This is a genomic window from Streptomyces lateritius, from assembly GCF_014649715.1.
GTDB lineage: Bacteria > Actinomycetota > Actinomycetes > Streptomycetales > Streptomycetaceae > Streptomyces > Streptomyces lateritius.
Map to the genome: position 1 here is coordinate 127746 of NZ_BMTO01000013.1, position 22627 is coordinate 150372.

General features: G+C 71.7%; 20 protein-coding genes. 13 read left to right on the forward strand and 7 right to left on the reverse strand.

Translation table 11 applies throughout. The annotated features are described in order from the left end of the window. Positions 1-1983, reverse strand: a 1983-nt coding sequence (locus IE136_RS25285; RefSeq protein ID WP_189601496.1) for a M4 family metallopeptidase, incomplete at its 3' end; no start/stop codon positions are given. Positions 1984-2066: 83 nt separating this feature from the next. Between IE136_RS25285 and IE136_RS25290 the strand changes: the two genes are divergently transcribed. Beyond that, complete coding sequence (locus tag IE136_RS25290) at positions 2067-2402, forward strand: hypothetical protein (RefSeq protein WP_158990649.1); 336 nt, start codon at positions 2067-2069, stop codon at positions 2400-2402. 44 nt (positions 2403-2446) lie between these two features. On the opposite strand, the gene IE136_RS25295 is transcribed toward IE136_RS25290, so the two are convergent. From IE136_RS25295 to IE136_RS25305, 3 genes are all read right to left on the reverse strand, one after another. After that, entirely contained in the window at positions 2447-2617 is a 171-nt protein-coding gene (locus tag IE136_RS25295; protein ID WP_158990651.1) for a hypothetical protein, read from the reverse strand. 195 nt (positions 2618-2812) lie between these two features. Further along, positions 2813-4621, reverse strand: coding sequence for an ABC transporter ATP-binding protein (locus IE136_RS25300; protein WP_158990653.1), 1809 nt, complete (start codon positions 4619-4621; stop codon positions 2813-2815). Continuing rightward, positions 4618-6456: an ABC transporter ATP-binding protein gene (locus IE136_RS25305; protein WP_189601497.1), complete on the reverse strand. Its 1839-nt coding sequence runs from the start codon at positions 6454-6456 to the stop codon at positions 4618-4620. The genes IE136_RS25300 and IE136_RS25305 overlap by 4 nt, the downstream gene beginning before the upstream one ends. Positions 6457-6634: 178 nt before the next feature. Between IE136_RS25305 and IE136_RS25310 the strand changes: the two genes are divergently transcribed. From IE136_RS25310 to IE136_RS25325, 4 genes are read left to right on the forward strand one after another with little or no spacing between them, the layout of a single operon-like run. Further along, complete coding sequence (locus tag IE136_RS25310) at positions 6635-7540, forward strand: ABC transporter ATP-binding protein (protein WP_158990657.1); 906 nt, start codon at positions 6635-6637, stop codon at positions 7538-7540. Then, positions 7537-8319: an ABC transporter permease gene (locus IE136_RS25315; RefSeq protein ID WP_158990659.1), complete on the forward strand. Its 783-nt coding sequence runs from the start codon at positions 7537-7539 to the stop codon at positions 8317-8319. The genes IE136_RS25310 and IE136_RS25315 overlap by 4 nt, the downstream gene beginning before the upstream one ends. Before the next feature lie 7 nt (positions 8320-8326). Continuing rightward, the gene (locus tag IE136_RS25320) at positions 8327-9709 is read left to right on the forward strand and encodes a sensor histidine kinase (protein ID WP_189601498.1); all 1383 of its coding nucleotides are present in this window, start codon (positions 8327-8329) and stop codon (positions 9707-9709) included. Further along, entirely contained in the window at positions 9702-10379 is a 678-nt protein-coding gene (locus IE136_RS25325) for a response regulator (RefSeq protein WP_189601499.1), read from the forward strand. The genes IE136_RS25320 and IE136_RS25325 overlap by 8 nt, the downstream gene beginning before the upstream one ends. Positions 10380-10388: 9 nt before the next feature. On the opposite strand, the gene glgX is transcribed toward IE136_RS25325, so the two are convergent. Then, positions 10389-12623 carry a glycogen debranching protein GlgX gene (gene glgX / locus IE136_RS25330; protein WP_189601500.1) on the reverse strand — a complete coding sequence of 745 codons (2235 nt, stop codon included), beginning with the start codon at positions 12621-12623 and terminating at the stop codon, positions 10389-10391. 165 nt (positions 12624-12788) lie between these two features. Between glgX and IE136_RS25335 the strand changes: the two genes are divergently transcribed. The 6 genes from IE136_RS25335 to IE136_RS25360 all read left to right on the forward strand — a co-directional run bounded on the left by IE136_RS25335 (position 12789) and on the right by IE136_RS25360 (position 19234). Further along, positions 12789-13997 (forward strand): L,D-transpeptidase, encoded by a 1209-nt coding sequence (locus tag IE136_RS25335; protein ID WP_229819124.1) that lies wholly within the window; start codon positions 12789-12791, stop codon positions 13995-13997. 175 nt (positions 13998-14172) lie between these two features. Then, a complete protein-coding gene (locus IE136_RS25340; RefSeq protein ID WP_158990670.1) occupies positions 14173-15420 on the forward strand; it encodes a L,D-transpeptidase family protein in 1248 nt (415 codons plus the stop codon). 87 nt (positions 15421-15507) lie between these two features. Continuing rightward, on the forward strand, positions 15508-16275 hold the full coding sequence (locus IE136_RS25345) for an enoyl-CoA hydratase/isomerase family protein (protein ID WP_158990672.1): 768 nt from the start codon (positions 15508-15510) through the stop codon (positions 16273-16275). A gap of 99 nt (positions 16276-16374) precedes the next feature. Beyond that, entirely contained in the window at positions 16375-16890 is a 516-nt protein-coding gene (locus IE136_RS25350) for an ATP-binding protein (protein WP_189601501.1), read from the forward strand. Positions 16891-17291: 401 nt separating this feature from the next. After that, positions 17292-18053: a polysaccharide deacetylase family protein gene (locus IE136_RS25355; RefSeq protein WP_158990676.1), complete on the forward strand. Its 762-nt coding sequence runs from the start codon at positions 17292-17294 to the stop codon at positions 18051-18053. Beyond that, positions 18053-19234 carry a YncE family protein gene (locus tag IE136_RS25360; RefSeq protein WP_158990678.1) on the forward strand — a complete coding sequence of 394 codons (1182 nt, stop codon included), beginning with the start codon at positions 18053-18055 and terminating at the stop codon, positions 19232-19234. Before IE136_RS25355 ends, IE136_RS25360 begins: the two co-directional genes overlap by 1 nt. A gap of 3 nt (positions 19235-19237) precedes the next feature. Here IE136_RS25360 and IE136_RS25365 read toward each other — a convergent pair whose 3' ends face one another. After that, positions 19238-19876 carry a GNAT family N-acetyltransferase gene (locus IE136_RS25365; protein WP_189601502.1) on the reverse strand — a complete coding sequence of 213 codons (639 nt, stop codon included), beginning with the start codon at positions 19874-19876 and terminating at the stop codon, positions 19238-19240. A gap of 74 nt (positions 19877-19950) precedes the next feature. On the opposite strand from IE136_RS25365, the gene IE136_RS25370 reads away from it, so the two are divergent. Next, positions 19951-20178: an EF-hand domain-containing protein gene (locus tag IE136_RS25370; RefSeq protein ID WP_158990683.1), complete on the forward strand. Its 228-nt coding sequence runs from the start codon at positions 19951-19953 to the stop codon at positions 20176-20178. Between the two features lie 85 nt (positions 20179-20263). Continuing rightward, the gene (locus IE136_RS25375) at positions 20264-21172 is read left to right on the forward strand and encodes a CopD family protein (RefSeq protein ID WP_158990685.1); all 909 of its coding nucleotides are present in this window, start codon (positions 20264-20266) and stop codon (positions 21170-21172) included. A gap of 17 nt (positions 21173-21189) precedes the next feature. Here the strand turns inward: IE136_RS25375 and IE136_RS25380 are convergent, their stop codons facing one another. Further along, on the reverse strand, positions 21190-22560 hold the full coding sequence (locus IE136_RS25380) for an L-serine ammonia-lyase (RefSeq protein ID WP_158990687.1): 1371 nt from the start codon (positions 22558-22560) through the stop codon (positions 21190-21192). Positions 22561-22627 lie beyond the last annotated feature (67 nt).

The following is a 22627-nucleotide window of genomic DNA, read 5'->3' on the forward strand; positions in this document are numbered from 1 at the left end:
GTCCTGGACGCGGAGCTTCCAGGCGCCGTTGGCGACCTCGCTGGAGGCGTTGACCGTGTACGTGGCCTTCACGTTGTCGGCCGAGTCCGAGGACGAGAACGGCTTCAGGTTGTAGACCGAGCCGTCCGGGGCGAGCAGGTCGACGACCAGGTCACCGCGCCAGGTGTGGATGATGTCCACGTCCACCTTGAGGGTGGCGGGCGCGTTGCCGGTGACACCGGTGACGTTGACCGTGGAGGTCACCGCGGCGCCGTTGTCCGGGATGGAGACGTCGGCGGTGTTCTCGAAGATCTTGCCGGTGCCCGGGTCGCCGCCGCCGGGGCGGGAGCCCACGTTGACGCCGGCCCACGCGTGCTCGACCGCCTTCACCTCGGCGCTGCCGGCGCCGTACAGCTCGGTGGCCACCGCGACCGTACCGGTGCGGGCACCGGCGTAGTTGGTGTTCGAGCTGAACTTGGTGGTGAGCGCCTTGAACCAGATCAGCGAGGCCTTGTCCCGGCCGATGCCGGTGACGGGCAGGCCGTCGGAGGTCGGCGAGTCGTAGTTCACGCCGTTGACCGTCTTGACGCCGCTGCCCTCGGAGAGCAGGTAGTACCAGTGGTTCGCCGGGCCCGAGGAGTAGTGGACGTCGATCGATCCGATGCCCGAGTACCACGCGTCCTTGGACGAGCCGTCCTTGCTCGGCTTGTCCATGTAGCGCAGCGGGGTGCCGTTGCCGCGGATGTCGATCTTCTCGCCGACCAGGTAGTCGCCCTTGTCCTGGGCGTTGTTGGCGTGGAACTCGACGGCCGCCGCGAAGATGTCGGAGGTCGCCTCGTTCAGACCGCCGGACTCGCCGCTGTAGACCAGGCGGGCGGTGTTGGAGGTGAGGCCGTGCGTCATCTCGTGCGCGGCCACGTCGATGGACGTCAGCGGCTTGGCGTTGGCGGAGCCGTCGCCGTACGTCATGCAGAAGCAGGTGTCCTGCCAGAAGGCGTTGACGTACGCGTTGCCGTAGTGGACCCGGGAGTACGGGGCGACACCGTCACCGCGGATGCCGTTGCGACCGTGCACGTTCTTGTAGTAGTCCCAGGTGAGCGCGGCGCCGTAGTGGGCGTCGGCGCCCGCGGTCTCCAGGTTCTGCGGGGTGCCGTCGCCCCAGACGTCGTCGGAGCCGGAGAAGAGCGTTCCGGTGCCGGACGTACCGCGGTTGAGGTTGTACGTCTTGTGGTTGCCGCGGGCGGCGTCGGTCAGCGTGTACGGACCGGTGCCGCTGGTGCCGAGGGCGACCTGGCCGGCGTACTGCGTGTTGCCGGTGCCGGTGTGGACGGCCTGCCACTCGTAGAGCTTCTCGCCGGTGGTGGCGTCGGTGACGACGTGCAGCTCGTTCGGGGTGCCGTCGTGCTGGAGGCCGCCGACGACGGTCTCGTACGCGAGGACGGGCGAACCCTGGGCCATCCAGACGACCTTGCGCGGGGCCCGCTCGGTGGCGGCCTTGTCCGCGCCCTCTGCCTTCGCCTCGGCCAGCGCCTGCTTCTCGGCGGCGGCCGGGGCGACGTCGGCGCTCAGGTCGACGTTCTTCAGCTCCGCGCGGGACGCCTTGGTGACCCCGCGGGTCTGTCCGGCCTTGGTCTCGGCGACCACGAGGTCGCCGCCGAGGACGGGGAGTCCGGCGTACGTGCGCTCGTAGCGCGTGTGGGTCGTGCCGTCGCGGTCCTGGACGACGTCACGGACGACGAGTTTCTCCTGCGCGCCGAGGCCGAGGGCCTTGGCGGTCGCCGCCTTGTCGGCGTCGGCCGCGCGGATCAGCGCGGTGCGCTGGGCGGGGGAGAGGTCGGCCGGGAGGGCGCCGGGGTTGGCCGCGATGCCGGCCTGGGCCTTCGGGGCGCTGGTCCAGGGGTCGTCCGCGGCGGCGGAACCCGTCTGGACGGTGACGGCGATCATGGCGGCGGCAGCGATCAGAGCGCCGGTCGCGGTGGCGCGACGGCTGGGCGTGGATCTCACGCAGACTCCTTTTGCGAGGGGGGTACCGGACCACTGGGTGGGTCGGCCCGGGCGGAGCAAACAGAGCTGTGGAGCACGTACTCGTGAAGCGCGAACTCTGGTGCGAGGAACCGGGGGAGAGAGTGGCAGCCGTGAACGCTCCCTGTCAGGAGCGCGTCAACAAGTTGGCCGGAAATCGTCCGCTGCCCGAAAGGCCGTGTTCGTTAAGCGGACGTTTCGCCGGACGTTTCCCCGATCATGACCGCGATGCCGTCCAGCGTTCGCCGGAGCCCGAATTCGAAGAGCGTTCCGAGGCCGAGGTCGAAGTCCGTGCCCTCGGTGAGGCTGGTGAACAGGGGCTACGAGCCCCCGCCGAGATCGCGTCGGACCGTGGCTCGTTCCGGTCCGTCCACTCCCCGTCCGACATCCCGTTGGCCTGACGCGTGTGCTCCTCCAACTCCTCGGCCATGCCCAGCCCTTGGACTCATCGGGAGATCACCAGATGGGTCTGGATCTTCTCGAACGGGGTCAGGGACGTACCGCGCGGCGCCCCGGGGATCCACTCCAGGTACGCCGTCGCCTTCGGTGACGCGACCGGCCGCGTGAACGACGCCATCGCCCGGGCCGTCCACCGATGGCGCGTCCACTTCGCCATCCCCTCGATCAGCGCGGACCTCCACCCCGAGCGCCCAGCCGTGGATCCTGGGCGTCATGATCGCCGCGCCCGCCGGAGCGGGCCGGCCCGACGGCGGCGGTCCTCGCATCGGGCCAGGAACGGGGCGGGGCACTCGGCCTGGCGGTCCTCGGCGCCGCCGTCCACAGCTCGGCGATGCCGTCCTCGGCCCCGGCCTCAGCCCACCAGGCTGTCCCGCCAGGCGCGGTGGAGGTCCGCGTAGCGGCCCTCGCCGGTCACCAGGTCCGACGGGGCGCCGTCCTCGATCACGCGGCCGTCCTCCATCACCAGGACGCGGTCCGCGATCTCGACCGTCGAGAGGCGGTGCGCGATCACGACCGCCGTCCGGCCGGCGAGAACCGTGTCCATGGCCCGCTGCACCGCCCGTTCCCCCGGCACGTCCAGCGAACTGGTCGCCTCGTCCAGGATCAGGACCGCCGGGTCGGCGAGCAACGCGCGGGCGAAGGCGACCAGTTGCCGCTGGCCCGCCGAGATCCGCCCGCCCCGCTTCCGTACGTCCGTGTCGTAACCGTCCGGCAGCCCCGCGATGAAGTCGTGCGCCCCGATCGCCTTCGCCGCGTGCTCGATCTCCTCGCGGGTCGCGTCCGGCCGCCCGATCGCGATGTTCTCCGCCACTGTGCCGGAGAACAGGAAGGCCTCCTGGGTCACCATCACCACGCCCCGGCGCAGTTCCGGCGTCGACAGGTCCCGCACGTCGACCCCGTCCAGCAGCACCCGCCCCTCCGTCGGGTCGTAGAAGCGGGCCAGCAGCTTGGCGAGCGTCGACTTGCCCGCGCCCGTCGAGCCGACCACCGCCACCGTCTGCCCCGCCGGGATGCTCAGGTCGAACCGGGGCAGCACCTCACCACCGGTCCGGTAGGCGAAGCGCACCCCCTCGAAGACCACCTCCCGGCCCGGGATCCCCGGCCGGGCGGCCGGGAGTTCCCGCGGCGCGACGGCCTCCGGGACACCGGGCTCCTGTGCCAGCAGGCCCGCGATCTTGGCGAGCGAGGCGGCCGCCGACTGGTAGGAGTTCAGGAACATGCCGAGCCGGTCGATCGGGTCGTACAGCCGCCGCATGTACAGCACGGCTGCCGCCAGCACGCCGAGCGCCAGCGTCCCGCCGGCCACCCGGTACGCGCCCCACAGGCACATCCCCGCCACCGCCGTGTTCGCCACGAGCCGCGAGCCGACGACATAGCGGGCCATCTCCAGGAGCGCGTCCCCGTTGCTGCGCTCGTGCCGGTGGTTGAGTTCCGCGAAGACGGCGTCGTTGGCCCGCTCCCTGCGGAAGGCCCGCACCGGCCGGATCCCGTTCATCGTCTCCGCGAACTTCACGATCACGCCCGCGATGGCGGTGGACCGCTCGGCGAAGACCACGGCCGCCCGCCGCTGGTAGAGCCGTACGAGCAGATAGAGCGGGACGAAGGAGGCCACCGCCACCCCGCCGATGCCCAGGTCCAGCCAGAGCAGCAGCGCCGCGATGTAGACGAAGGCGAGGACGACGCCGATCAGCTCCTGCAGCCCCTCGGAGAGCAGCTCGCGCAGAGACTCCACGTCCGTGGTGGAACGGGAGATCAGCCGGCCGGAGGTGTACCGCTCGTGGAAGTCCACGCTGAGCGCCTGCGCGTGGCGGAAGATCCGGCCGCGCAGATCGAGCAGCACGTCCTGGTTGATCCGGGCGGCGCCGCGGACGAAGGCGTACTGGAGGAGAGCGGCGGCCGCCGCGCACAGCAGGTAGCCGACGGCGACGGCCACGACGGGGCCGTGGTCGCCCCTCCGGAACGCCGGGACGCCGCGGTCGATGGCGTACGCCACGAGCAGCGGACCGGCCTGGACGGCGGCCTGCTGGAGCAGCAGGACCAGCGCGGCGAGCGCGACGCGAGCGCGGTGCGCCCGGAGGAGCGACCGCAGCAGGGAACCGGTGGCCCCCGGGGCCACGGGCAGATCGTCCCGGTCGAAGGGGTCCGTGGTCGCGTCCGTCATCGTTCCTCGTTCCCCTTGCCGTACGTCTCGCCGTCGCCCTCGCCCGCACCCTCGCCCGACATCAGCCAGGCGTACTCGGCGTTGGCGCGCAGAAGTTCGTGGTGGGTGCCCACCGCGGCGATCCGCCCCTGCGACAGGAGCGCGACCCGGTCCGCGAGCATCACGGTCGACGGGCGGTGCGCCACGACCAGGGCGGTCGTGTCCCGCAGGACCTCGCGCAGGGCGGCCTCCACCAGCGCCTCGGTGTGCACGTCGAGCGCCGAGAGCGGATCGTCGAGGACCAGGAAGCGGGGCCGCCCCACGACCGCGCGCGCCAGCGCGAGACGCTGGCGCTGTCCGCCGGAGAGGCTCAGGCCCTGCTCGCCGACCTGGGTGGCCGCGCCCTCGGGGAGCGCCGCCACGAAACGGTCCGCCTGGGCGACGCCGAGCGCCCGCCGCAGCTCGGGCTCGGCGGCCCCCTCCGCAGCCCCCATCAGCACGTTCTCGCCGACGCTCGCCGAGAAGAGCGTCGGCTCCTCGAAGGCCACCGACACAAGGGCGCGCAGCCGCTCTCGCTCCATGAGGGTGATGTCCTCGCCGTCGAGCAGGATGCGCCCGCCGGTCGCCTCGTGCAGCCGCGGTACGAGGGCGGTGAGCGTCGTCTTGCCGGAACCCGTCCCGCCGACCAGGGCGAGGGTCTCCCCGGGCCGGATGTGCAGATCGATCCGGTCGAGCACGGGCGGCGCGTCGGCGGGCGCGTCCGGGTAGCGGAACGAGACGCCCTCGAAGCGCACCCCGTCCGCGACGGGGGCCGGGGTCTCGGGCACGCTCGCGGGCGACGCGGGCCCCGGTGTCTCCTCCCGCTCGTCCATCACCTCGAAGTACCGCTCGGTCGCCGTCGCCGCCTCCTGGCTCATCGCGAGCAGGAAGCCGAGGGACTCCACCGGCCAGCGCAGCGCGAGCGCCGTCGACAGGAAGGCGACGAGCGTGCCCGCCGACAGGTCACCGTCGGCGACCTGGACGGTACCGAGCACCAGCGCCGCGCCGATGGCCAGCTCCGGAACGACCGTGATGAACGCCCAGATCCCCGCCAGCAGGCGGGCCTTGGCCAGCTCGGTGGAGCGCAGCCGCTCTGCCAGCTCCCGGAAGGCGAGCGCCTGGCTGCGGTGACGGCCGAAACCCTTGACGATCCGGATGCCGAGGACGCTCTCCTCGACGACCGTGGTCAGATCACCCACCTGGTCCTGCGCCTGCCGCGCGACGACCGCGTACTTCGTCTCGAACAGCGAGCACAGCACCACGAGGGGGACCACGGGGGTGAGCAGCACCAGGCCGAGCGTCCAGTCCTGGCTGAGCAGCAGGACGAAACCGGCCAGGATCGTCACGGCGTTGACCAGCAGGAACGTCAGCGGGAAGGCGAGGAACATCCGCACCAGCATCAGATCCGTCGTGCCGCGGGACAGCAACTGACCGGAGGCCCAGCAATCGTGGAAGGCGATCGGCAGCCGCTGCAGACGCCGGAACAGATCGGCCCGCATCCGCGCCTCCACACCGGCCAGCGGCCGCGCCACCAGCCAGCGCCGGAAGCCGAACAGCAACGCCTCCGCGACGCCGAGCAGCAGCAGATACAGCGCCCCGAGCCACACCCCGCCCGGATCGCCCTCGGCCACCGGCCCGTCCACCATCCACTTCAGGACGAGCGGGATGACGAGCGACAGACACGAGGCGACGATCGCGACCGCGGCGGCCGCGGCCCACCGCCCGCGCACCGGCCGTACGTAGGGCCACAGCCGCGCCAGCGAGCGCACGGCCGATCGGTCGGGGGAGTCTTTGTCAACTGCGTGTTCTCCGGGCATCGGTCCCGAGCCTAGGGTCCACCACCGACATCGCTCACCCCGTTTTCCGTCCGGCCGGGCACCGGCCGCCGGCCCCCTGGCGGCCGGATGGTCGTACTCCCCGTCAACCGATCGGTTGATCGTGGTTCGAGCGTGATGGCCGATGTCCGGGAACCACCTCCGCGGCGACGCTCGATGCATGGCAATGATCGAAGTTCAGGGCCTGCACAAGGCCTACGGCGGCAGGAAGGTCGTCGACGACGTCTCCTTCGAGGTCGCCGAGGGGGAGATCTTCGGGATCCTCGGCCCCAACGGCGCCGGCAAGACCACCACCGTCGAGTGCGTCGAGGGGCTGCGGACCCCGGACTCCGGCACCGTGCGCGTCGGCGGGCTCGACCCCGTCACCCGTCACGACGACGTCACCCGGATGCTCGGGGCGCAGCTCCAGGAGAGCGAGCTCCAGACGAAACTGACCGTCCGTGAGGCGCTGGAACTGCACGCCTCGTTCTACGAGCGGCCGGCGGACTGGCGCGGGCTCGTGGCGAGGCTCGGGCTCGAAGCGCACCTGAAGGCCCGGTTCGGGAAGCTGTCCGGGGGTCAGAAGCAGCGGCTGTTCATCGCGCTCGCCCTCGTCGGCAACCCCCGCGCCGTCGTCCTCGACGAACTCACCACCGGCCTCGACCCGCGCGCCCGCCGCGACACCTGGTCGCTCGTCGAGGACATCCGGGCGGGCGGTGTCACCGTCCTGCTCGTCACCCACTTCATGGAGGAGGCCCAGCGGCTCTGCGACCGGATCGCCGTGATCGACCGCGGCCGGCTCGCCGCCCTCGACACCCCCGACGGGCTGATCGGCCGCGCCACCGCATCCAAGGTCATCTCCTTCGCCGCGCACACCCCGCTCGACCCCGCCGAGCTCCGCGCCCTCCCGCACGCCGTCTCGGTCGGGACCAGGGACGGCCGGACCGCCGTCGAGGGCACCGACGAGACCGTCAACGCCTTCGTCGCCCTCCTCGCCCGCCGGGGCGTCACCGTCCAGCAGCTCCGGGTCACCGACGCCACCCTCGACGACGCCTTCCTCGACCTGACAGGAGCCGACCAGCGATGAGCAGCCCAGCGACGAGCGGAGCGGAGATGCTGACGAGCCCGAGCGCCACCACCATGGTCCTGAGAACCGAGGCCCGTCTCTTCGCCCGCGAACCGGGCTCCCTGTTCTGGATGATGGTCTCCCCGACCGTGCTCCTGGTGATCCTCGGCCTGATCCCGTCCTTCCGCGAGGCCTCCGCCGACCTCGGCGGCCGTCGCGTCATCGACCTCTACGTCCCTGTCTCGGTCCTCTTCGCCCTGATCATGTCGGGGCTCCAGGCCATGCCGCCCGTCCTCGCGGGCTACCGCGAACGCGGCATCCTGCGCCGGATGTCCACCACGCCGGTCCGCCCCGCCTCGCTCCTCACCGCCCAGATCGTCCTGCACGCGGCCGCGGCGCTCGGCTCCTCCGTCCTCGTCGTCACGGTCGGCCGGCTCGCCTTCGGCGTCCTCCTGCCCGAGAACCTCGCCGGGTACGTCCTTGCTCTGCTGCTCGCGGTGGCCTGCGGCCTCGCCCTCGGCGCCGCTGTCTGCGCGCTCTCCCGGACGCAGAAGATCGCCACGGCCGTCGGTTCGGTCGTCTTCTTCCCGACGATGTTCACCGCCGGGGTCTGGGTCCCGGTGCAGGCCATGCCCGATACGCTGCGGGACATCGTCCAGCTGACGCCGTACGGGGCCGCCTCGCAGGCTCTCGACTCCGCGACGTCCGGCGGCTGGCCCGGCTGGGTCCCACTGGGGCTGATGGCCCTGTGGACGGTCGTCCTGACCGCCACGGCGGCCCGCTGGTTCCGCTGGGAGTGACACGTCCATGGGGGAGGGCACGCGGGTGGCGACGACGGTCGAGGAGCGCTGGCAGCAGTTCTTCCGCTGGGGCCCCTACGGCCTGCTCGGGATCGCCACGGTCGTCGCCGCGGTCGCGGCGGACCTGGTCATGGACGGTACGGAGAAGGCCGCGGCAGCCGTCCTCGTCCCGGCGGCCCTCCTCCTCCAACTCTGGTGGGGCGTCCACCAACGCCGCCGCCCGGCCGAGACAGACGAGGCGGCCGAGGCAGGCGAGACGGACGAGACGGCTGAGACGGACGAGACGGCTGAGACGGCCGAGGAGGCCGTCCCGCGTCACCCCGCCCCTCTCGCGCTCATACCCGGCGCCCCCGGCCCCGCCTCCGCCGTCTACTTCACCCTGCGCGCCACCCTCGCCTTCGTCCTCACCTGGCTCAACCCCTTCTTCGCCGTATACGCCTGCGTCGGCTACTTCGACGCCGTCCAGCTCCTGCCCCGTCACGCCGCCCGCGCCGGCCTCCTCTTCACCGCCGTCACCATGGCCGGCTCCCAGTCCGGTGGCCTGCCACCCGTCTCCGTCGTCCAGTGGATCGGCTTCGGCGGTCTGTTCGCGCTCAACGCCGGCCTCGCCGTGGGCTTCTCGCACCTCGGCGCGAAGGAGGCCGAGAAGGCCGCCGAGCGGGCCGCCGCCCTCGCCGAACTCGCCCGCGCCAACGCCCGCCTGGAGCGGGCCCGCGACGAGAACGCCGCCCTCCAGGCCCAGCTCCTCCTCCAGGCCCGCGAAGCGGGCGTGGCCGACGAGCGGCGGCGCCTCGCCGCCGAGATCCACGACACCATCGCCCAGGGCCTGACCGGGATCATCGCCCAGCTCCAGGTCGTCGCCGCCACCCCCGACCCGGACGTGGCCCGCGTCCACCTCCAGCGCGCCGCCGACCTCGCGCGGCACAGCCTGGGCGAGGCCCGCCGCTCCGTACAGAACCTCAGCCCGGCCGCCCTGGAGCACGACACCCTCCCCGAGGCGCTGGAGAAGACCGTCGCCCAGTGGTCCGAACGCACCGGCATCAGCGCCCGGTTCACGGTCACCGGCACCGAGGAACCCCTCCACGACGAGGTCGCCGCGACCCTCCTGCGGATCGCCCAGGAGGCCCTCGCCAACGCCGAACGCCACTCCGGCGCCTCCCGCGCCGGCGTCACCCTCTCGTACATGGGCGACGAGATCACCCTCGACGTACGGGACGACGGCATGGGCTTCGACCCGGCGGCCGTCCCCGCCCGGACCGGCGGCGGCGGGTTCGGCCTCGACGGCATGCGCGCCCGCGCCGAACGCCTCACCGGCTCCGTCGCCCTGGAGACCGGCCCCGGCGAGGGAACGGCGATCTCCGCTCGCGTACCGTTGGTCCGCCATGGCTGAGCACAGGACCATCACGCTGCTGATCGTCGACGACCATCCCGTCGTACGGGACGGCTTGCGCGGCATGTTCACCGCCGGTGACCCCGATCCCGCGGGGCCCCGCTTCGAGGTCCTCGCAGAGGCGTCCGACGGCGTCGAGGCCGTCGCGCTCGCCCAGCGCCTGGACCCCGACGTCGTCCTGATGGACCTGCGTATGCCGGGCGGCGGCGGGGTCGAGGCCATCGCCGCGCTGGCCCGGCTCGGCGCCCGGAGCCGGGTCCTCGTCCTCACCACGTACGACACCGAGACCGACACGCTCCCGGCGATCGAGGCGGGCGCCACCGGCTACCTCCTCAAGGACGCTCCCCGCGAAGAGCTGTTCGCGGCGGTGCGCGCCGCCGCCGAGGGCCGGACGGTCCTCTCGCCCGCCGTCGCGACCCGCCTGGTCACCCGCGTCCGTACACCCGCCGCCCCCGCCGTCCCGGCGGACCAGGCCCTCTCCGCCCGCGAACGCGAAGTCCTCGAACTCGTCGCCAAGGGGACCCCCAACCGCGAGATCGCCGCCGAACTCTTCATCAGCGAGGCGACCGTCAAGACCCATCTGACCCACATCTACGGGAAGCTGGGCGCCAAGGACCGGGCCGCCGCGGTCGCGGTGGCCTACGACCGGGGCATCCTCGGCCGCGCCTGAGCGCCCCCTTCACCCCCCGACCCGCAGCAGCAGCACCGACCGGGGCGCCACCGTCACCGTCTCACCGCCCCGGTGCTCCGTCCCCGGGGCGTGGGTCTGGTCCTCCAGGGAGGTGTCCAGGACCAGTTCGTACGTCTCGGCCCACGGCGGGGCCGGCAGCCGGAACTCCACCGGACGGTGGTCCGCGTGCAGGACCGCCAGGAAGCTGTCGTCGGTGACCTGCTCGCCCCGCGCGTCGCGGCCCGGAATGTCACGGCCCGAGAGGTAGAGGCCGAGCGTGGCCGCGGGCGCGTACCAGTCCTGCTCGGTCATCTCCGAGCCGTCCGCCGTGAACCAGGCCAGGTCCCGCAGCCCGTCCGCACCCTGCGGCCGTCCCGAGAAGAAGGCGCGCCGGCGCAGCACCGGGTGGTGGTGGCGCAGGGCCAGCAGCCGGCGGGTCAGGGCCAGCAGCTGGGCGCGACCGGGGTCCTCGGGCAGCGACCAGTCCAGCCAGCTCGTCTCGTTGTCCTGGCAGTAGGCGTTGTTGTTGCCGCCCTGGGTGCGGCCCATCTCGTCGCCCGCGACCAGCATCGGCACCCCGGTCGACAGCAGCAGGGTCGTCAGCAGGTTGCGCAGCTGCCGCAGCCGCAGCGCGCCCACCTCGGGATCCTCGGTCTCGCCCTCCGCGCCGCAGTTCCAGGCCCGGTTGTCGTTCGTCCCGTCCCGGTTGCCCTCTCCGTTGGCCTCGTTGTGCTTCCGCTCGTACGACACCAGGTCCCGCAGGGTGAAGCCGTCGTGCGCGGTGATGAAGTTGACCGAGGCGTACGGACGCCGGCCGCCCCACGCGTACAGGTCGCTCGATCCCGAGAGGCGGTAGCCCAGGTCCCGTACGTCCGGCAGCGCACCGCGCCAGAAGTCCCGTACCGCGTCGCGGTAGCGGTCGTTCCACTCCGTCCACAGCGGTGGGAAGGCGCCCACCTGGTAGCCGCCGTTGCCCACGTCCCACGGCTCGGCGATCAGCTTGACCCGCCGCAGCACCGGGTCCTGGGCGATGACCGCGAGAAAGGGGGAGAGCATGTCGACGTCGTGGAACGACCGGGCGAGCGCCGCCGCGAGGTCGAAGCGGAAGCCGTCCACGCCCATCTCGGTCACCCAGTAGCGCAGTGAGTCGGTGATGAGCCGCAGTACCTGTGGCTGGACGACGTGCAGGGTGTTGCCGCAGCCGGTGTAGTCGGCGTACCGGCGGGCGTCGGACTGCAGCCGGTAGTACCCCCGGTTGTCGATGCCCTTCAAGGACAGCGTCGGCCCCAGCTCACCGGCCTCCGCCGTGTGGTTGTAGACCACGTCGAGGATGACCTCGATGCCGGCCGCGTGCAGCGCCCGCACCATCTTCTTGAACTCGCCGACCTGCTGGCCCGCCGTCCCCGAGGCGGAGTAGCCCGCGTGCGGGGCGAAGTAGCCGATCGAGTTGTAGCCCCAGTAGTTGCGCAGTCCGCGCCGCAGCAGGTGGTCCTCGTGCGCGAACTGGTGCACCGGCAGCAGCTCGACGGCCGTCACCCCGAGCCGTACGAGATGCTCGACCGCCGCCGGATGGGCGAGGCCCGCGTAGGTGCCCCGCAGGGGCTCCGGGATGCCCGGATGCAGCCGGGTGAAGCCCCTCACATGGAGCTCGTAGATGACCGAGTCCGGCCACGGCGTCTTCGGCCTGCGGTCGTCGGACCAGTCGTCGTCGTCATGGACCACGACGCCCTTCGGCACGAACGGAGCCGAGTCCCGGTCGTCCCGCACGGTGTCGGCCACATGCTGCTGCGGCCAGTCCCGCACATGACCGTAGACCTCCGCCGGCAGCGCGAAGTCGCCGTCCACGGCCCGGGCGTACGGGTCGAGCAGCAGCTTGGCCGGATTCCAGCGGGCCCCCGTCCACGGGTCCCAGCGGCCGTGGACCCGGTATCCGTACCGCTGCCCGGAGCCCACCCCCGGCACGAAACCGTGCCAGATCTCATGGGTGAGTTCGTTCAGCGGCAGCCGTCTCTCCGTCCCGTCGGCGTCGAAGAGACAGAGCTCGACGGCCTCCGCCCCGCCCGCCCACAGCGCGAAGTTCGTGCCCGCCACCCCGTCGGGGCCGACCCGGCAGCGCGCCCCCAACGGCGTCGGCGCGCCCGGCCACACCACCGGCGCGGCACGCCGGCCGGCCTGTTCCACGGCAGGGGAGGGCCGCACGCCGTCCCGTACCGCCTCCGCCTTCTGCTCGGCTGCGCTCGCCACCTGTCGGCCTCCCGCGGCTCGTCGGGCCCCGTGCCCGGCGGAGCGCGGCGCCCCGGCCACGGCTCCCCGCACGGAGTCCTCCCACCTGTTCTGCCCGGACTGGTGTCCTCCCAACATGACCCGCACGCACGTTTCCCCTGGAGGGTGGCCGTCGTTGGGCCGGTCGTGAAACACGTACTGAAGCGGGTGACGCTCGCCCTGGTGGCAGCGGGACTGACGGCCGGGCTGACGGGCTGCACGGGGAACGGCGGCGTGGACCTCCCGTTGCCCGGCAAGGCGCGGGCGCCCGGCGACGTCATCAGAATCAGCCCGGAGGACGGCAGCAAGGCCGTACCCCCCGACGGGCCGATCGAGGTCAGGGTGGACAGCGGGCGCCTGGAGCGCGTCACGGTCGTACAGGTCGAGGACGCCCAGCGGGCGGCGGTGCCCGGGGAGATCAGCCCGGACGGGTTGCGCTGGCGGCCGCGCGCGGACTCCCGGCTCGCGCTGGCCGCGAAGTACAGCGTGGACGCGGTGGCGCTCGACGGGCACGGCCGGCGCTCCGCCCGGCACACCACCTTCACCACCGTGGTCCCCGAGCGCCGGTTCATCGGTTACTTCAAGCCGGAGAACCGGTCCACTGTGGGCACCGGCATGATCGTGTCCTTCGGCTTCAACCGGGCCGTCGAGAACCGCGAGGCCGTCGAACGGGCCATCAGGATCACCTCCGAGCCGCCCGTGGAGGTGGTCGGCCACTGGTTCGGCAAGGAGCGGCTCGACTTCCGCCCCGCCGAGTACTGGAAGCCCGGCACCAGGGTGACCGTCGACCTCGCGCTGCGCGATGTCGAGGGCGCGCCGGGGGTGTACGGAATCCAGCGCAAGAAGGTCGGGTTCACCGTGGGGCGTTCCCAGGTCTCCCTGGTCGACGCGGCCGAGCACACCATGGAGGTACGCCGGGACGGCGAGGTGCTCGCGACGCTGCCCATCACGGCCGGGGCGCCCAAGACCACGACATACAACGGGAAGATGGTGGTCACCGAGTTGTACGACGTGACGAGGATGGACGGCCGGACGGTCGGCTTCGGCGGCGAGTACGACATCAAGGACGTGCCGCACGCGATGCGGCTGACCGACTCGGGGACCTTCCTGCACGGCAACTACTGGGCGGCGTCCTCCACCTTCGGTACGGCCAACGTCAGTCACGGCTGTGTCGGGCTGCGGGACGTGAAGGGCGGCAGCGCCGACTCCCCGGCGGGCTGGTTCTTCGACCGGACGCTCATCGGCGACGTGGTGGAAGTGGTCAACTCCCGTGACCGAAAGGTCGCTCCCGACAACGGCCTCGGAGGCTGGAACATGGACTGGAAACAGTGGAAGGCCGGTTCCGCCCTGCGATGAGCCCTTCGTCCCCCTCGGCGACCTGCACACCGCCCGCACAACTGGGACTGAACGGTGACATTCGCGAGGATCTTTCGTGTCCTGCGGTGTGATTATCTAACGCCGTGTGCGCGAAAGATGCGCGCGGGGGTGCGGGCCGTGGCGAGACCAGGCCGTGCGAGGGGAGAACACCACAGTGAACGGGCAGCCGATATCGGGGGCATCGGCCGGGTCGCGGCGGAAGCGCGGGGGAGCGCGACTGCGGACTCTGGCGGCGGGGGCGATGCTCCTGGTGCTCACGGCGTGCGGGGGCGGGGACCCGGCCCCGGGGAGCGCGGGGGGACAGAATCCGTCGCAGGGCGGACAGCAGGAGAACGCGGCCTCGCAGGCGGTCGTGACGATCGCCCCGAAGGACGGGGCGGACTCGGTCGCCACCAGCGGCGCGCTGAAGGTGACGGCGGAGCAGGGCAAGCTGACCACGGTCACGGTCGCCGACTCCAAGGGCACCGAGGTCGAGGGCAAGCTCGCGGCGGACGGCACGAGCTGGCAGCCCGTCGGTCACCTGGCGGCGGGCACGCAGTACAAGGTCCACGCCGTGGCCAAGGACGCCGAGGGCCGTGAGTCGGCGAAGGACACCACCTTCACCACCCTGGTCCCCAAGAACACCTTCATCGGTCACTACACGCCCGAGGACGGTTCGACCGTCGGCGTCGGCATGCCGGTATCCGTCAACTTCACCCGGGGCATCACCAACCCGGAGGCGGTGGAGAAGGCCATCAAGGTGACCGCCGAGCCCGCCGTGCGGATCGAGGGCCACTGGTTCGGCAACGACCGTCTCGACTTCCGCCCGGAGAAGTACTGGGCCGCGGGCACCAAGGTGACCGTCGCGTTCAACCTGGACGGCGTCGAGGGCCGCCCGGGGGTCTACGGCAAGCAGAAGAAGACGATCTCCTTCACCATCGGCCGTCGCCAGGTCTCCACGGTCGACGCCAGCGCGAAGACGATGAAGGTCGAGCGCGACGGCAAGATCATCAAGACGATCCCGATCACCGCGGGCGCCCCGTCGACGACCACGTACAACGGTCAGATGGTCATCAGTGAGAAGTACAAGGTGACCCGCATGAACGGAGCCACGGTCGGCTTCGGCGGCGAGTACGACATCAAGGACGTGCCGCACGCGATGCGTCTGTCCACCTCGGGCACCTTCGTCCACGGCAACTACTGGGCCTCGGCCGGGACCTTCGGCTCGGCCAACGTCAGCCACGGCTGCGTCGGCCTGCGCGACGCCCGCGGCGCCGGCGACGGCTCCACCCCCGCCGCCTGGTTCTACGACCGCTCGCTCATCGGCGACGTGGTGATCGTGAAGAACTCCAAGGACAAGGAGATCAAGCCGGACAACGGCCTCAACGGCTGGAACATGGACTGGTCGGAGTGGATCAAGTAGTCACAGTCGTAGACGACTGAGTGCGGACCCGGTGCTGTGACCAACGGCACCGGGTCCGCCGCCGTTAACGGCCGCTAACCTGCCTCTATGACTGTGAATCTCGAAGTCACCGAAGGTGTCGGCGTCATCCGCCTCGACCGCCCCCCGATGAACGCCCTCGACATCGCCACCCAGGACCGGCTGCGCGAGCTCGCCCAGGAGGCGAGCGACCGCGACGACGTACGGGCCGTCATCCTGTACGGCGGCGAGAAGGTGTTCGCGGCCGGCGCGGACATCAAGGAGATGCAGGTCATGGACCACGCGGCCATGGTCAAGCGGTCGCGCGCGCTCCAGGACTCCTTCACCGCGGTCGCCCGCATCCCCAAGCCGGTCGTCGCCGCGATCACCGGCTACGCGCTGGGCGGCGGCTGCGAGCTGGCGCTCTGCGCCGACTACCGGATCGCCGCCGACAACGCCAAACTCGGACAGCCCGAGATCCTCCTCGGCCTCATCCCGGGTGCGGGCGGCACTCAGCGCCTCTCCCGTCTCGTCGGCCCCTCCAAGGCCAAGGACCTCATCTTCACCGGCCGGATGGTCAAGGCCGACGAGGCCCTGACGCTCGGTCTGGTCGACCGCGTCGTCCCCGCGGCCGAGGTGTACGAGCAGGCGCACGCCTGGGCCGCCAAGCTCGCCCAGGGGCCGGCCCTCGCGCTGCGCGCCGCCAAGGAGTCGGTCGACCAGGGGCTCGAGGCCGACATCGACACCGGTCTCGCGATCGAGCGCACCTGGTTCGCGGGCCTCTTCGCGACCGAGGACCGTGAGCGCGGGATGCGCAGCTTCGTCGAAGAGGGCCCGGGCAAGGCGAAGTTCGTCTGATCGGACCGCCTCCAGGATGTGCGGGGCGAATCCCCTGGAATTGCCGATTCCAGGGGATCGATTCCCTCGGAACGGCCACGCGGCCCGTTCCGTACGGCCATGATGGTGGGCATGGCGGGCCTGGAGGGTACGGAACAGCCGCGGCAGCACAGCGGTGCGACCGCCGCACGGTGGACACCGGCCGTCGAGGACGAACAGGCCCTGAAGGTGCTGGAGTTGTTCGGTAATCCGGCCGAGGAAGACGTCCGGCTGCCGTCACGGCCGCAGTCCGCCGCCATCGCCCGCCGGCTCACCCAGTGCGTGGTCCTGCGCCAGTGGTCGCTGTCCCCGCACATCGCCGAGCACGCCGTGTTACTCGTCTCCGAACTGGTCGGCAACGCCGTCCGGCACACCGGCGCCCGGGTTTTCGGCCTGCGGATGCTGCGCCGCCGCGGCTGGATCCGGATCGAGGTGCGCGACCCCTCGCGCGGCCTGCCCTGTCTGATGCCCGTCCATGAACTGGACGTCAGCGGCCGCGGTCTCTTCCTCGTCGACAAGCTCTCCGACCGCTGGGGCGTGGACCTGCAGCCGCGCGGCAAGACCACCTGGTTCGAGATGCGGGTCGCCGACCGCTGACCCCCCCGCTCGCGGACTCCCCGCCGCGGACGCACAGAAGCCCCCGTCCGCCGCGGTGAGGCGCCTGGGGGCTGCTGTGTGGAGCGCCGTGGACGGGGGGGTGTATCCACGGCGGCTTGGACGACCTGGCCCGGGTCAATGGGGGTCGTGTCTCCGACTATGACAGACGGGGGCCGTACCACCAAAAGTTCCTAGTGGGGCATTTCTGGACACAGTGGGACTGATTGCGAGTGAATCGTTGGTGACATAGCGCACTGACCTTGTAAACGATGAACAAGTATGGTGTTCGTCGATTGTTTCCTCCTCATTGCTGCTGCCCGGTGCGGGCGGATCGCGACCCGCCCACACCTCGAATGGGGTCAATCGTGATGAATCGCTCATAAGGGGACTTAAATGGCCGGGTGACCCTGACCGACCGCCGTGGCGCCCTACGAGCGGGTGCGGCCGTCGCCGTCGCCGGAGCCCTCACCGCCGCCTGCGGCACGGCCCCCCGCCCCCGGCGCACCCCTCCCGAGGCCGCGCCCACGCCCACGCCCGCGCCCGCGCCCCGCCGCTTCCCCGGCCACCCCGTCGAGATCGTCAGCGGCCCCCGTGACCGCGCCCGGGTCGCCCTCACCTTCCACGGCCACGGCGACCCGGCCCTCGCCCGCGCCGTGCTCGGCGCCGCCGAGAAGGGTGGCGCCCGCGTCACCGTCCTCGCCGTCGGCGAGTGGCTCGACCGCTACCCCGACATCGCCCGCCGGATCCTCGACGGCGGACACGACCTCGGCAACCACACCCAGCGCCACCTCGACATCGACACCATGACCGAGGACGAGGCGTACGCCGAGATCAGCGCCTGCGCCACCCGGCTGCGCCGCCTCACCGGCTCCGTCGGCACCTGGTTCCGGCCCTCCAGGACCCGGCACGCCGGCCCGGCCGTCCAGCGCGCGGCCCGCCGGGCCGGCTACCCGCACGTCCTCTCGTACGACGTCGACTCCCTCGACTTCACCTCACCCGGTGCCGCGGCCGTCGTCCGCAACGTCACCGGGCCGATCCGCGGCGGATCAGTGGTGAGCCTGCACTTCGGCTACGCGGACACGGTCACCGCACTGCCGCCCCTCCTCGCCGAACTCGACCGCCGCGGCCTGCGCCCGGTGACGACCACGGAGCTGCTGACCTGATGCTGCCTCTCACCAAGCGATCGAAGAGCCTCGTCGCGGCCGCGCTGCTCGTCGCGCTCGCCGGCTGCGGCACCCCGGACGACACGGCCCCGCCCGGCGCCGGCGCCAGGAAGGAGGCGGCGCCCGCCGTACCGAAGAAGACCGCCCCGGCGGGACTGCCCGGCATGCCGCCGGTCCTCGACCCCAAGGACGTGTACGCGGCCGACCGGCCGAACAAGCTCTCGCCCGTGGTCAAGGACTTCCCCTCCCGGGTCTACGTCCCCAACACCAACTCCAACACCGTCTCCGTCATCGACCCGGCGACCTACCGGGTCATCGAGACCATCCCGGTCGGCATCCAGCCGCAGCACGTCGTCCCCTCCTGGGACATGAAGACGCTCTGGGTCAACAACAACCGCGGCCACACGCTCACCCCGATCGACCCGGCCACCGGCACCGCCGGCAAGCCGGTCGAGGTCCACGACCCGTACAACCTCTATTTCACGCCCAACGGCAGGTACGCCGTCGTGATGGCGTCCCTCGACCGCGAGCTGGTCTTCCGCGACCCGCACACCATGGAACGGAAGAAGACCGTCCCCGTCTCCTGCTACGGCGTCAACCACGCGGACTTCTCGGCCGACGGCCGGTACTTCATCGTCTCCTGCGAGTTCTCCGGCGAACTGCTCAAGGTCGACACGGAGAAGATGGAGGTCGTGGGCCAGCAGAGGCTGCCCCTCGAGGGTGCGATGCCGCAGGACGTGAAGATCTCGCCGGACGGCAAGACCTTCTACATCGCCGACATGATGGCCCACGGCATGTGGGTCCTGGACGGCGAGAAGTTCAGCACCCCGTCCCTGATGCCGACCGGCAAGGGCTGCCACGGCCTCTACATCTCCCGCGACTCCAAGGAGATGTACGTCCCCAACCGCGGCGAGGGCTCCATCTCGGTTTTCGACTTCGCGAAGAACAAGCTGACCAAGAAGTGGTGGCTGCCGGACGGCGGCTCCCCGGACATGGGCGGCGTCTCGGCCGACGGCAAGGTGCTGTGGCTGTCCGGCCGCTACGACTCCGAGGTCTACGCGATCGACACCACGACCGGCAGGCAGATCGCCCGCATCCCGGTCGGCGGCGGCCCCCACGGCCTCGCGGTCTACCCGCAACCCGGCCGATACTCGCTCGGCCACACCGGAATCTTCAGGTGACCTTCAGCCGGCGACCAGGAGGGCCTCGGAGGCCACGGGGCGGTAGCCGGCCGCCTGGAAGACGCGGACGCTGCGGGCGTTGCCGGGGGACTGCTGGGCCCAGACGACCGAGCCCGGTGTCAGGTGGCGGGCGGCGAGGGCCAGCGCCCGGCCCAGGCCGCGGTGCCTGACGTGTTCCTCGACCTCGATCGCGGCCTCCCAGCGACCGGCGACGCCCCGGCCCAGGATCACCACGCCGCCGTCGGCCGCCCACACCCGTACCTCGTCGCGGAACTTCATCGCCCGCGCCACCCGGGGATGCCCGGGGTCCTCGATCTCGCGCAGCGGCAGCTCGGGGGCGCCCGGCAGCGCGCCCGCCACCGTCAGCAGGTCGACGGTGTTCATGTGCCGGCCCGTGCGCGCCATCAGCGCCGCGAGGAAGCCGGGGTTCATCGAGGCCGCCAGCGGGTCGCTCGCGGTCGCCGCCAGCTCCGCCCGTACCCACTCCGGGTCCTCGCCCGTGAAGACCACCGAGTGCGCGGTGAAGGCGAGGACACCGGCGTCCCGCGCGTTCGGCTGCGGGACCACGGTCGTACGCCCGTCCGGGGGAGGAAACTCCCCGCGGGCCGCCGCTGCCAGGATCCGTGCCACATCACCGCTCATACCCCCATCATCGGCCACGCCCGGGACCGATAATCTGACCCCCGTCATCGAAGCACCAAGAAGGGGCGGCAGCAGTGGCGGACATCGAGTCGGCACGCAAGGCATTCGAGCGGTTCGACGTGGACGGGGACGGCCTCATCACCGCCGCCGAGTACAAGAGCGTGATGGCCCAGCTGGGTGACTTCCACGTCACCGAGACGGTCGCCGAGGCGCTCATCAACCAGCGTGACGGCAACGGCGACGGCAAGCTCTCCTGGGACGAGTTCTGGGCCCACCTCGACAAGGGCTCCGCGCAGGCCTGACCGGCCGGGTGAGGGCGGGCGGCGCCGTGCCACGTGCGTACGTACGTGAGTTGCCGCCCGCCCGGCCCGAGGTGACGATCGACCGGTGACGCCTCCCGGTCCCGCAGGTGCCCCCATACGTCGGACGGCAGCCGTACTGGCCGCTCTCGCGGCCCTCACCGTCGCCTTGCTCGGCGCCGGTGTCGCCCAGACGGGCACAGGCGAACTCCGTATTCCGGCGGCCGGCACCACCAGCGTGCTGCGCGTGTTCGTCCTGGTGGCGCTCGCGGTCCACCTCGGTGAACTCGCCGGCGTCCGCATGGCCCGTGAGGGCCCGCTCCCGCGCCGCTGGTCCCCGGCCGCGGCCCTGGCCGGAGCGGTGGCCTCCGCCGGACTCCTCGTGCTCTTCGCGGCCGTCAGCGGCCTGAGCCTCGCCACCGTCTACGGCATCCGCGAAGGCAGGCTCCTCCTGATCACGGCCAACGCCTTCGCCCTCGCGTCCCTCTGCGCCGCCTCCCGCCGCCCCGCGCTCGCCCTCGTGCCGCTCACCGGGGTCGTCTGCGCCGAGGCCCTGCGCGCCCACCCGGAGGCGTACGCCCCCGCGATCGGCACCGGGCTGACCGTCGTCCACCTGACGGCGGCCTCGCTCTGGTTCGGCGGCCTGCTCCACGTCCTGCGGACCATGCGGCTGCGCGGTGGCGGCCGTGACGTCCTCGTCCGCTACGCCCGCACGGCGGCCTGGCTGTTCGCCGCCCTGGTGATCACCGGCACCTGCTCGACCCTGCGCCGCCTCCCCCTCGACGTCGTCCTGACCACGGCGTACGGCAGGGTGCTCCTTGCCAAGCTCGCCCTCTTCGGCCTGGTGAGCCTGCTGGCGCTCACGGCCCGCCACCGGATGCTGCGCGGCGGCGACGCCCGGGCACCGGCCCGGATCGAGCTGGGGGTGCTGGCGGCGATCGTCGTGGTCTCGGCCCTCCTGACGGTGGTACCGGACCCCCACTGGCTCTCCCCCTGATCAGCACCCCCGTCCGCTCAGCACTCGATGATGTTCACCGCGAGCCCGCCGCGCGCGGTCTCCTTGTACTTGACCGACATGTCGGCGCCGGTCTCCTTCATCGTCTTGATGACCTTGTCGAGGGAGACCAGGTGGTTGCCGTCGCCGCGCATCGCCATCTTCGCCGCCGTGACCGCCTTGACCGCCGCCATGCCGTTGCGCTCGATGCACGGGATCTGGACGAGGCCGCCGACCGGGTCGCAGGTCAGGCCCAGGTTGTGCTCCATGCCGATCTCGGCCGCGTTCTCGACCTGCTCCGGGGAGCCGCCCAGGACCTCCGCGAGCGCGCCGGCCGCCATCGAGCAGGCCGAGCCGACCTCGCCCTGGCAGCCGACCTCGGCGCCGGAGATGGAGGCGTTCTCCTTGAAGAGCATGCCGACCGCGCCGGCCGCGAGCAGGAAGCGGACCACGCCGTCCTCGTCGGCGCCCGGTACGAAGTTCATGTAGTAGTGCAGGACCGCCGGAATGATGCCGGCCGCGCCGTTCGTCGGGGCGGTGACCACGCGGCCGCCCGCCGCGTTCTCCTCGTTCACGGCCATCGCGTAGAGGGTGATCCACTCCATCGCGAGCGCCGCCGGGTCGCCCTCGGAGCGCAGCTTGCGGGCCGTGTTCGCGGCGCGGCGGCGGACCTTCAGGCCGCCGGGCAGGATGCCCTCGCGGGACATGCCGCGCGAGACGCAGGCCTGCATGACGCGCCAGATCTCCAGGAGGCCCTCGCGGATCTCCTCCTCGGTGCGCCAGGCCTTCTCGTTCTCCAGCATCAGCGCGGAGATCGACAGACCGGTCTCCTTCGCCAGGCGCAGCAGCTCGTCACCGGTGCGGAAGGGGTACTTCAGGACCGTGTCGTCCGGGACGATCGGGTTCTCGCCCTGGACGGCGTCCTCGTCGACGACGAAGCCGCCGCCGACCGAGTAGTAGGTCTTCTCCAGGACCGGGGCGCCCTCGGCGTCGTACGCGAAGATGGTCATGCCGTTGGCGTGGTACGGCAGCGCCTTGCGGCGGTGCAGGATCAGGTCCTCGTCGAAGTCGAAGCCGATCTCGTGCGCCCCGAGGAGCTGCAGCCGGCCGCTCGACTTGATCCGCTCGACCTGCTCGTCGGCCGTCTCGACGTCGACCGTGCGAGGAGAGTTCCCCTCCAGGCCCAGCAGGACGGCCTTCGGCGTGCCGTGGCCGTGGCCGGTGGCGCCGAGCGAGCCGAACAGCTCCGCCCGTATCGAGGCGGTGTGGGCCAGCAGGCCCTCGTTCTTCAGCCGGCTGGCGAACATCCGGGCCGCCCTCATCGGGCCCACCGTGTGGGAGCTCGACGGACCGATACCGATCGAGAACAGGTCGAAGACCGAGATGGCCACGGGAGACTCCTTGTGGGGGTGGTAGACGCCGTTGTCTGCCGGGGTGGAGCAGAAAAGCGCTGGAACA

Bases quoted from the DNA above. Each gene is read 5' to 3' on its own strand.
- IE136_RS25295 (WP_158990651.1), bottom strand. From the start codon at position 2,617: ATGGCGAAGTGGACGCGCCATCGGTGGACGGCCCGGGCGATGGCGTCG.
- IE136_RS25300 (WP_158990653.1), bottom strand. From the start codon at position 4,621: ATGACGGACGCGACCACGGACCCCTTCGACCGGGACGATCTGCCCGTG.
- IE136_RS25305 (WP_189601497.1), bottom strand. From the start codon at position 6,456: ATGCCCGGAGAACACGCAGTTGACAAAGACTCCCCCGACCGATCGGCC.
- IE136_RS25310 (WP_158990657.1), top strand. From the start codon at position 6,635: ATGGCAATGATCGAAGTTCAGGGCCTGCACAAGGCCTACGGCGGCAGG.
- IE136_RS25315 (WP_158990659.1), top strand. From the start codon at position 7,537: ATGAGCAGCCCAGCGACGAGCGGAGCGGAGATGCTGACGAGCCCGAGC.
- IE136_RS25320 (WP_189601498.1), top strand. From the start codon at position 8,327: ATGGGGGAGGGCACGCGGGTGGCGACGACGGTCGAGGAGCGCTGGCAG.
- IE136_RS25325 (WP_189601499.1), top strand. From the start codon at position 9,702: ATGGCTGAGCACAGGACCATCACGCTGCTGATCGTCGACGACCATCCC.
- IE136_RS25345 (WP_158990672.1), top strand. From the start codon at position 15,508: ATGACTGTGAATCTCGAAGTCACCGAAGGTGTCGGCGTCATCCGCCTC.
- IE136_RS25350 (WP_189601501.1), top strand. From the start codon at position 16,375: ATGATGGTGGGCATGGCGGGCCTGGAGGGTACGGAACAGCCGCGGCAG.
- IE136_RS25360 (WP_158990678.1), top strand. From the start codon at position 18,053: ATGCTGCCTCTCACCAAGCGATCGAAGAGCCTCGTCGCGGCCGCGCTG.
- IE136_RS25365 (WP_189601502.1), bottom strand. From the start codon at position 19,876: ATGAGCGGTGATGTGGCACGGATCCTGGCAGCGGCGGCCCGCGGGGAG.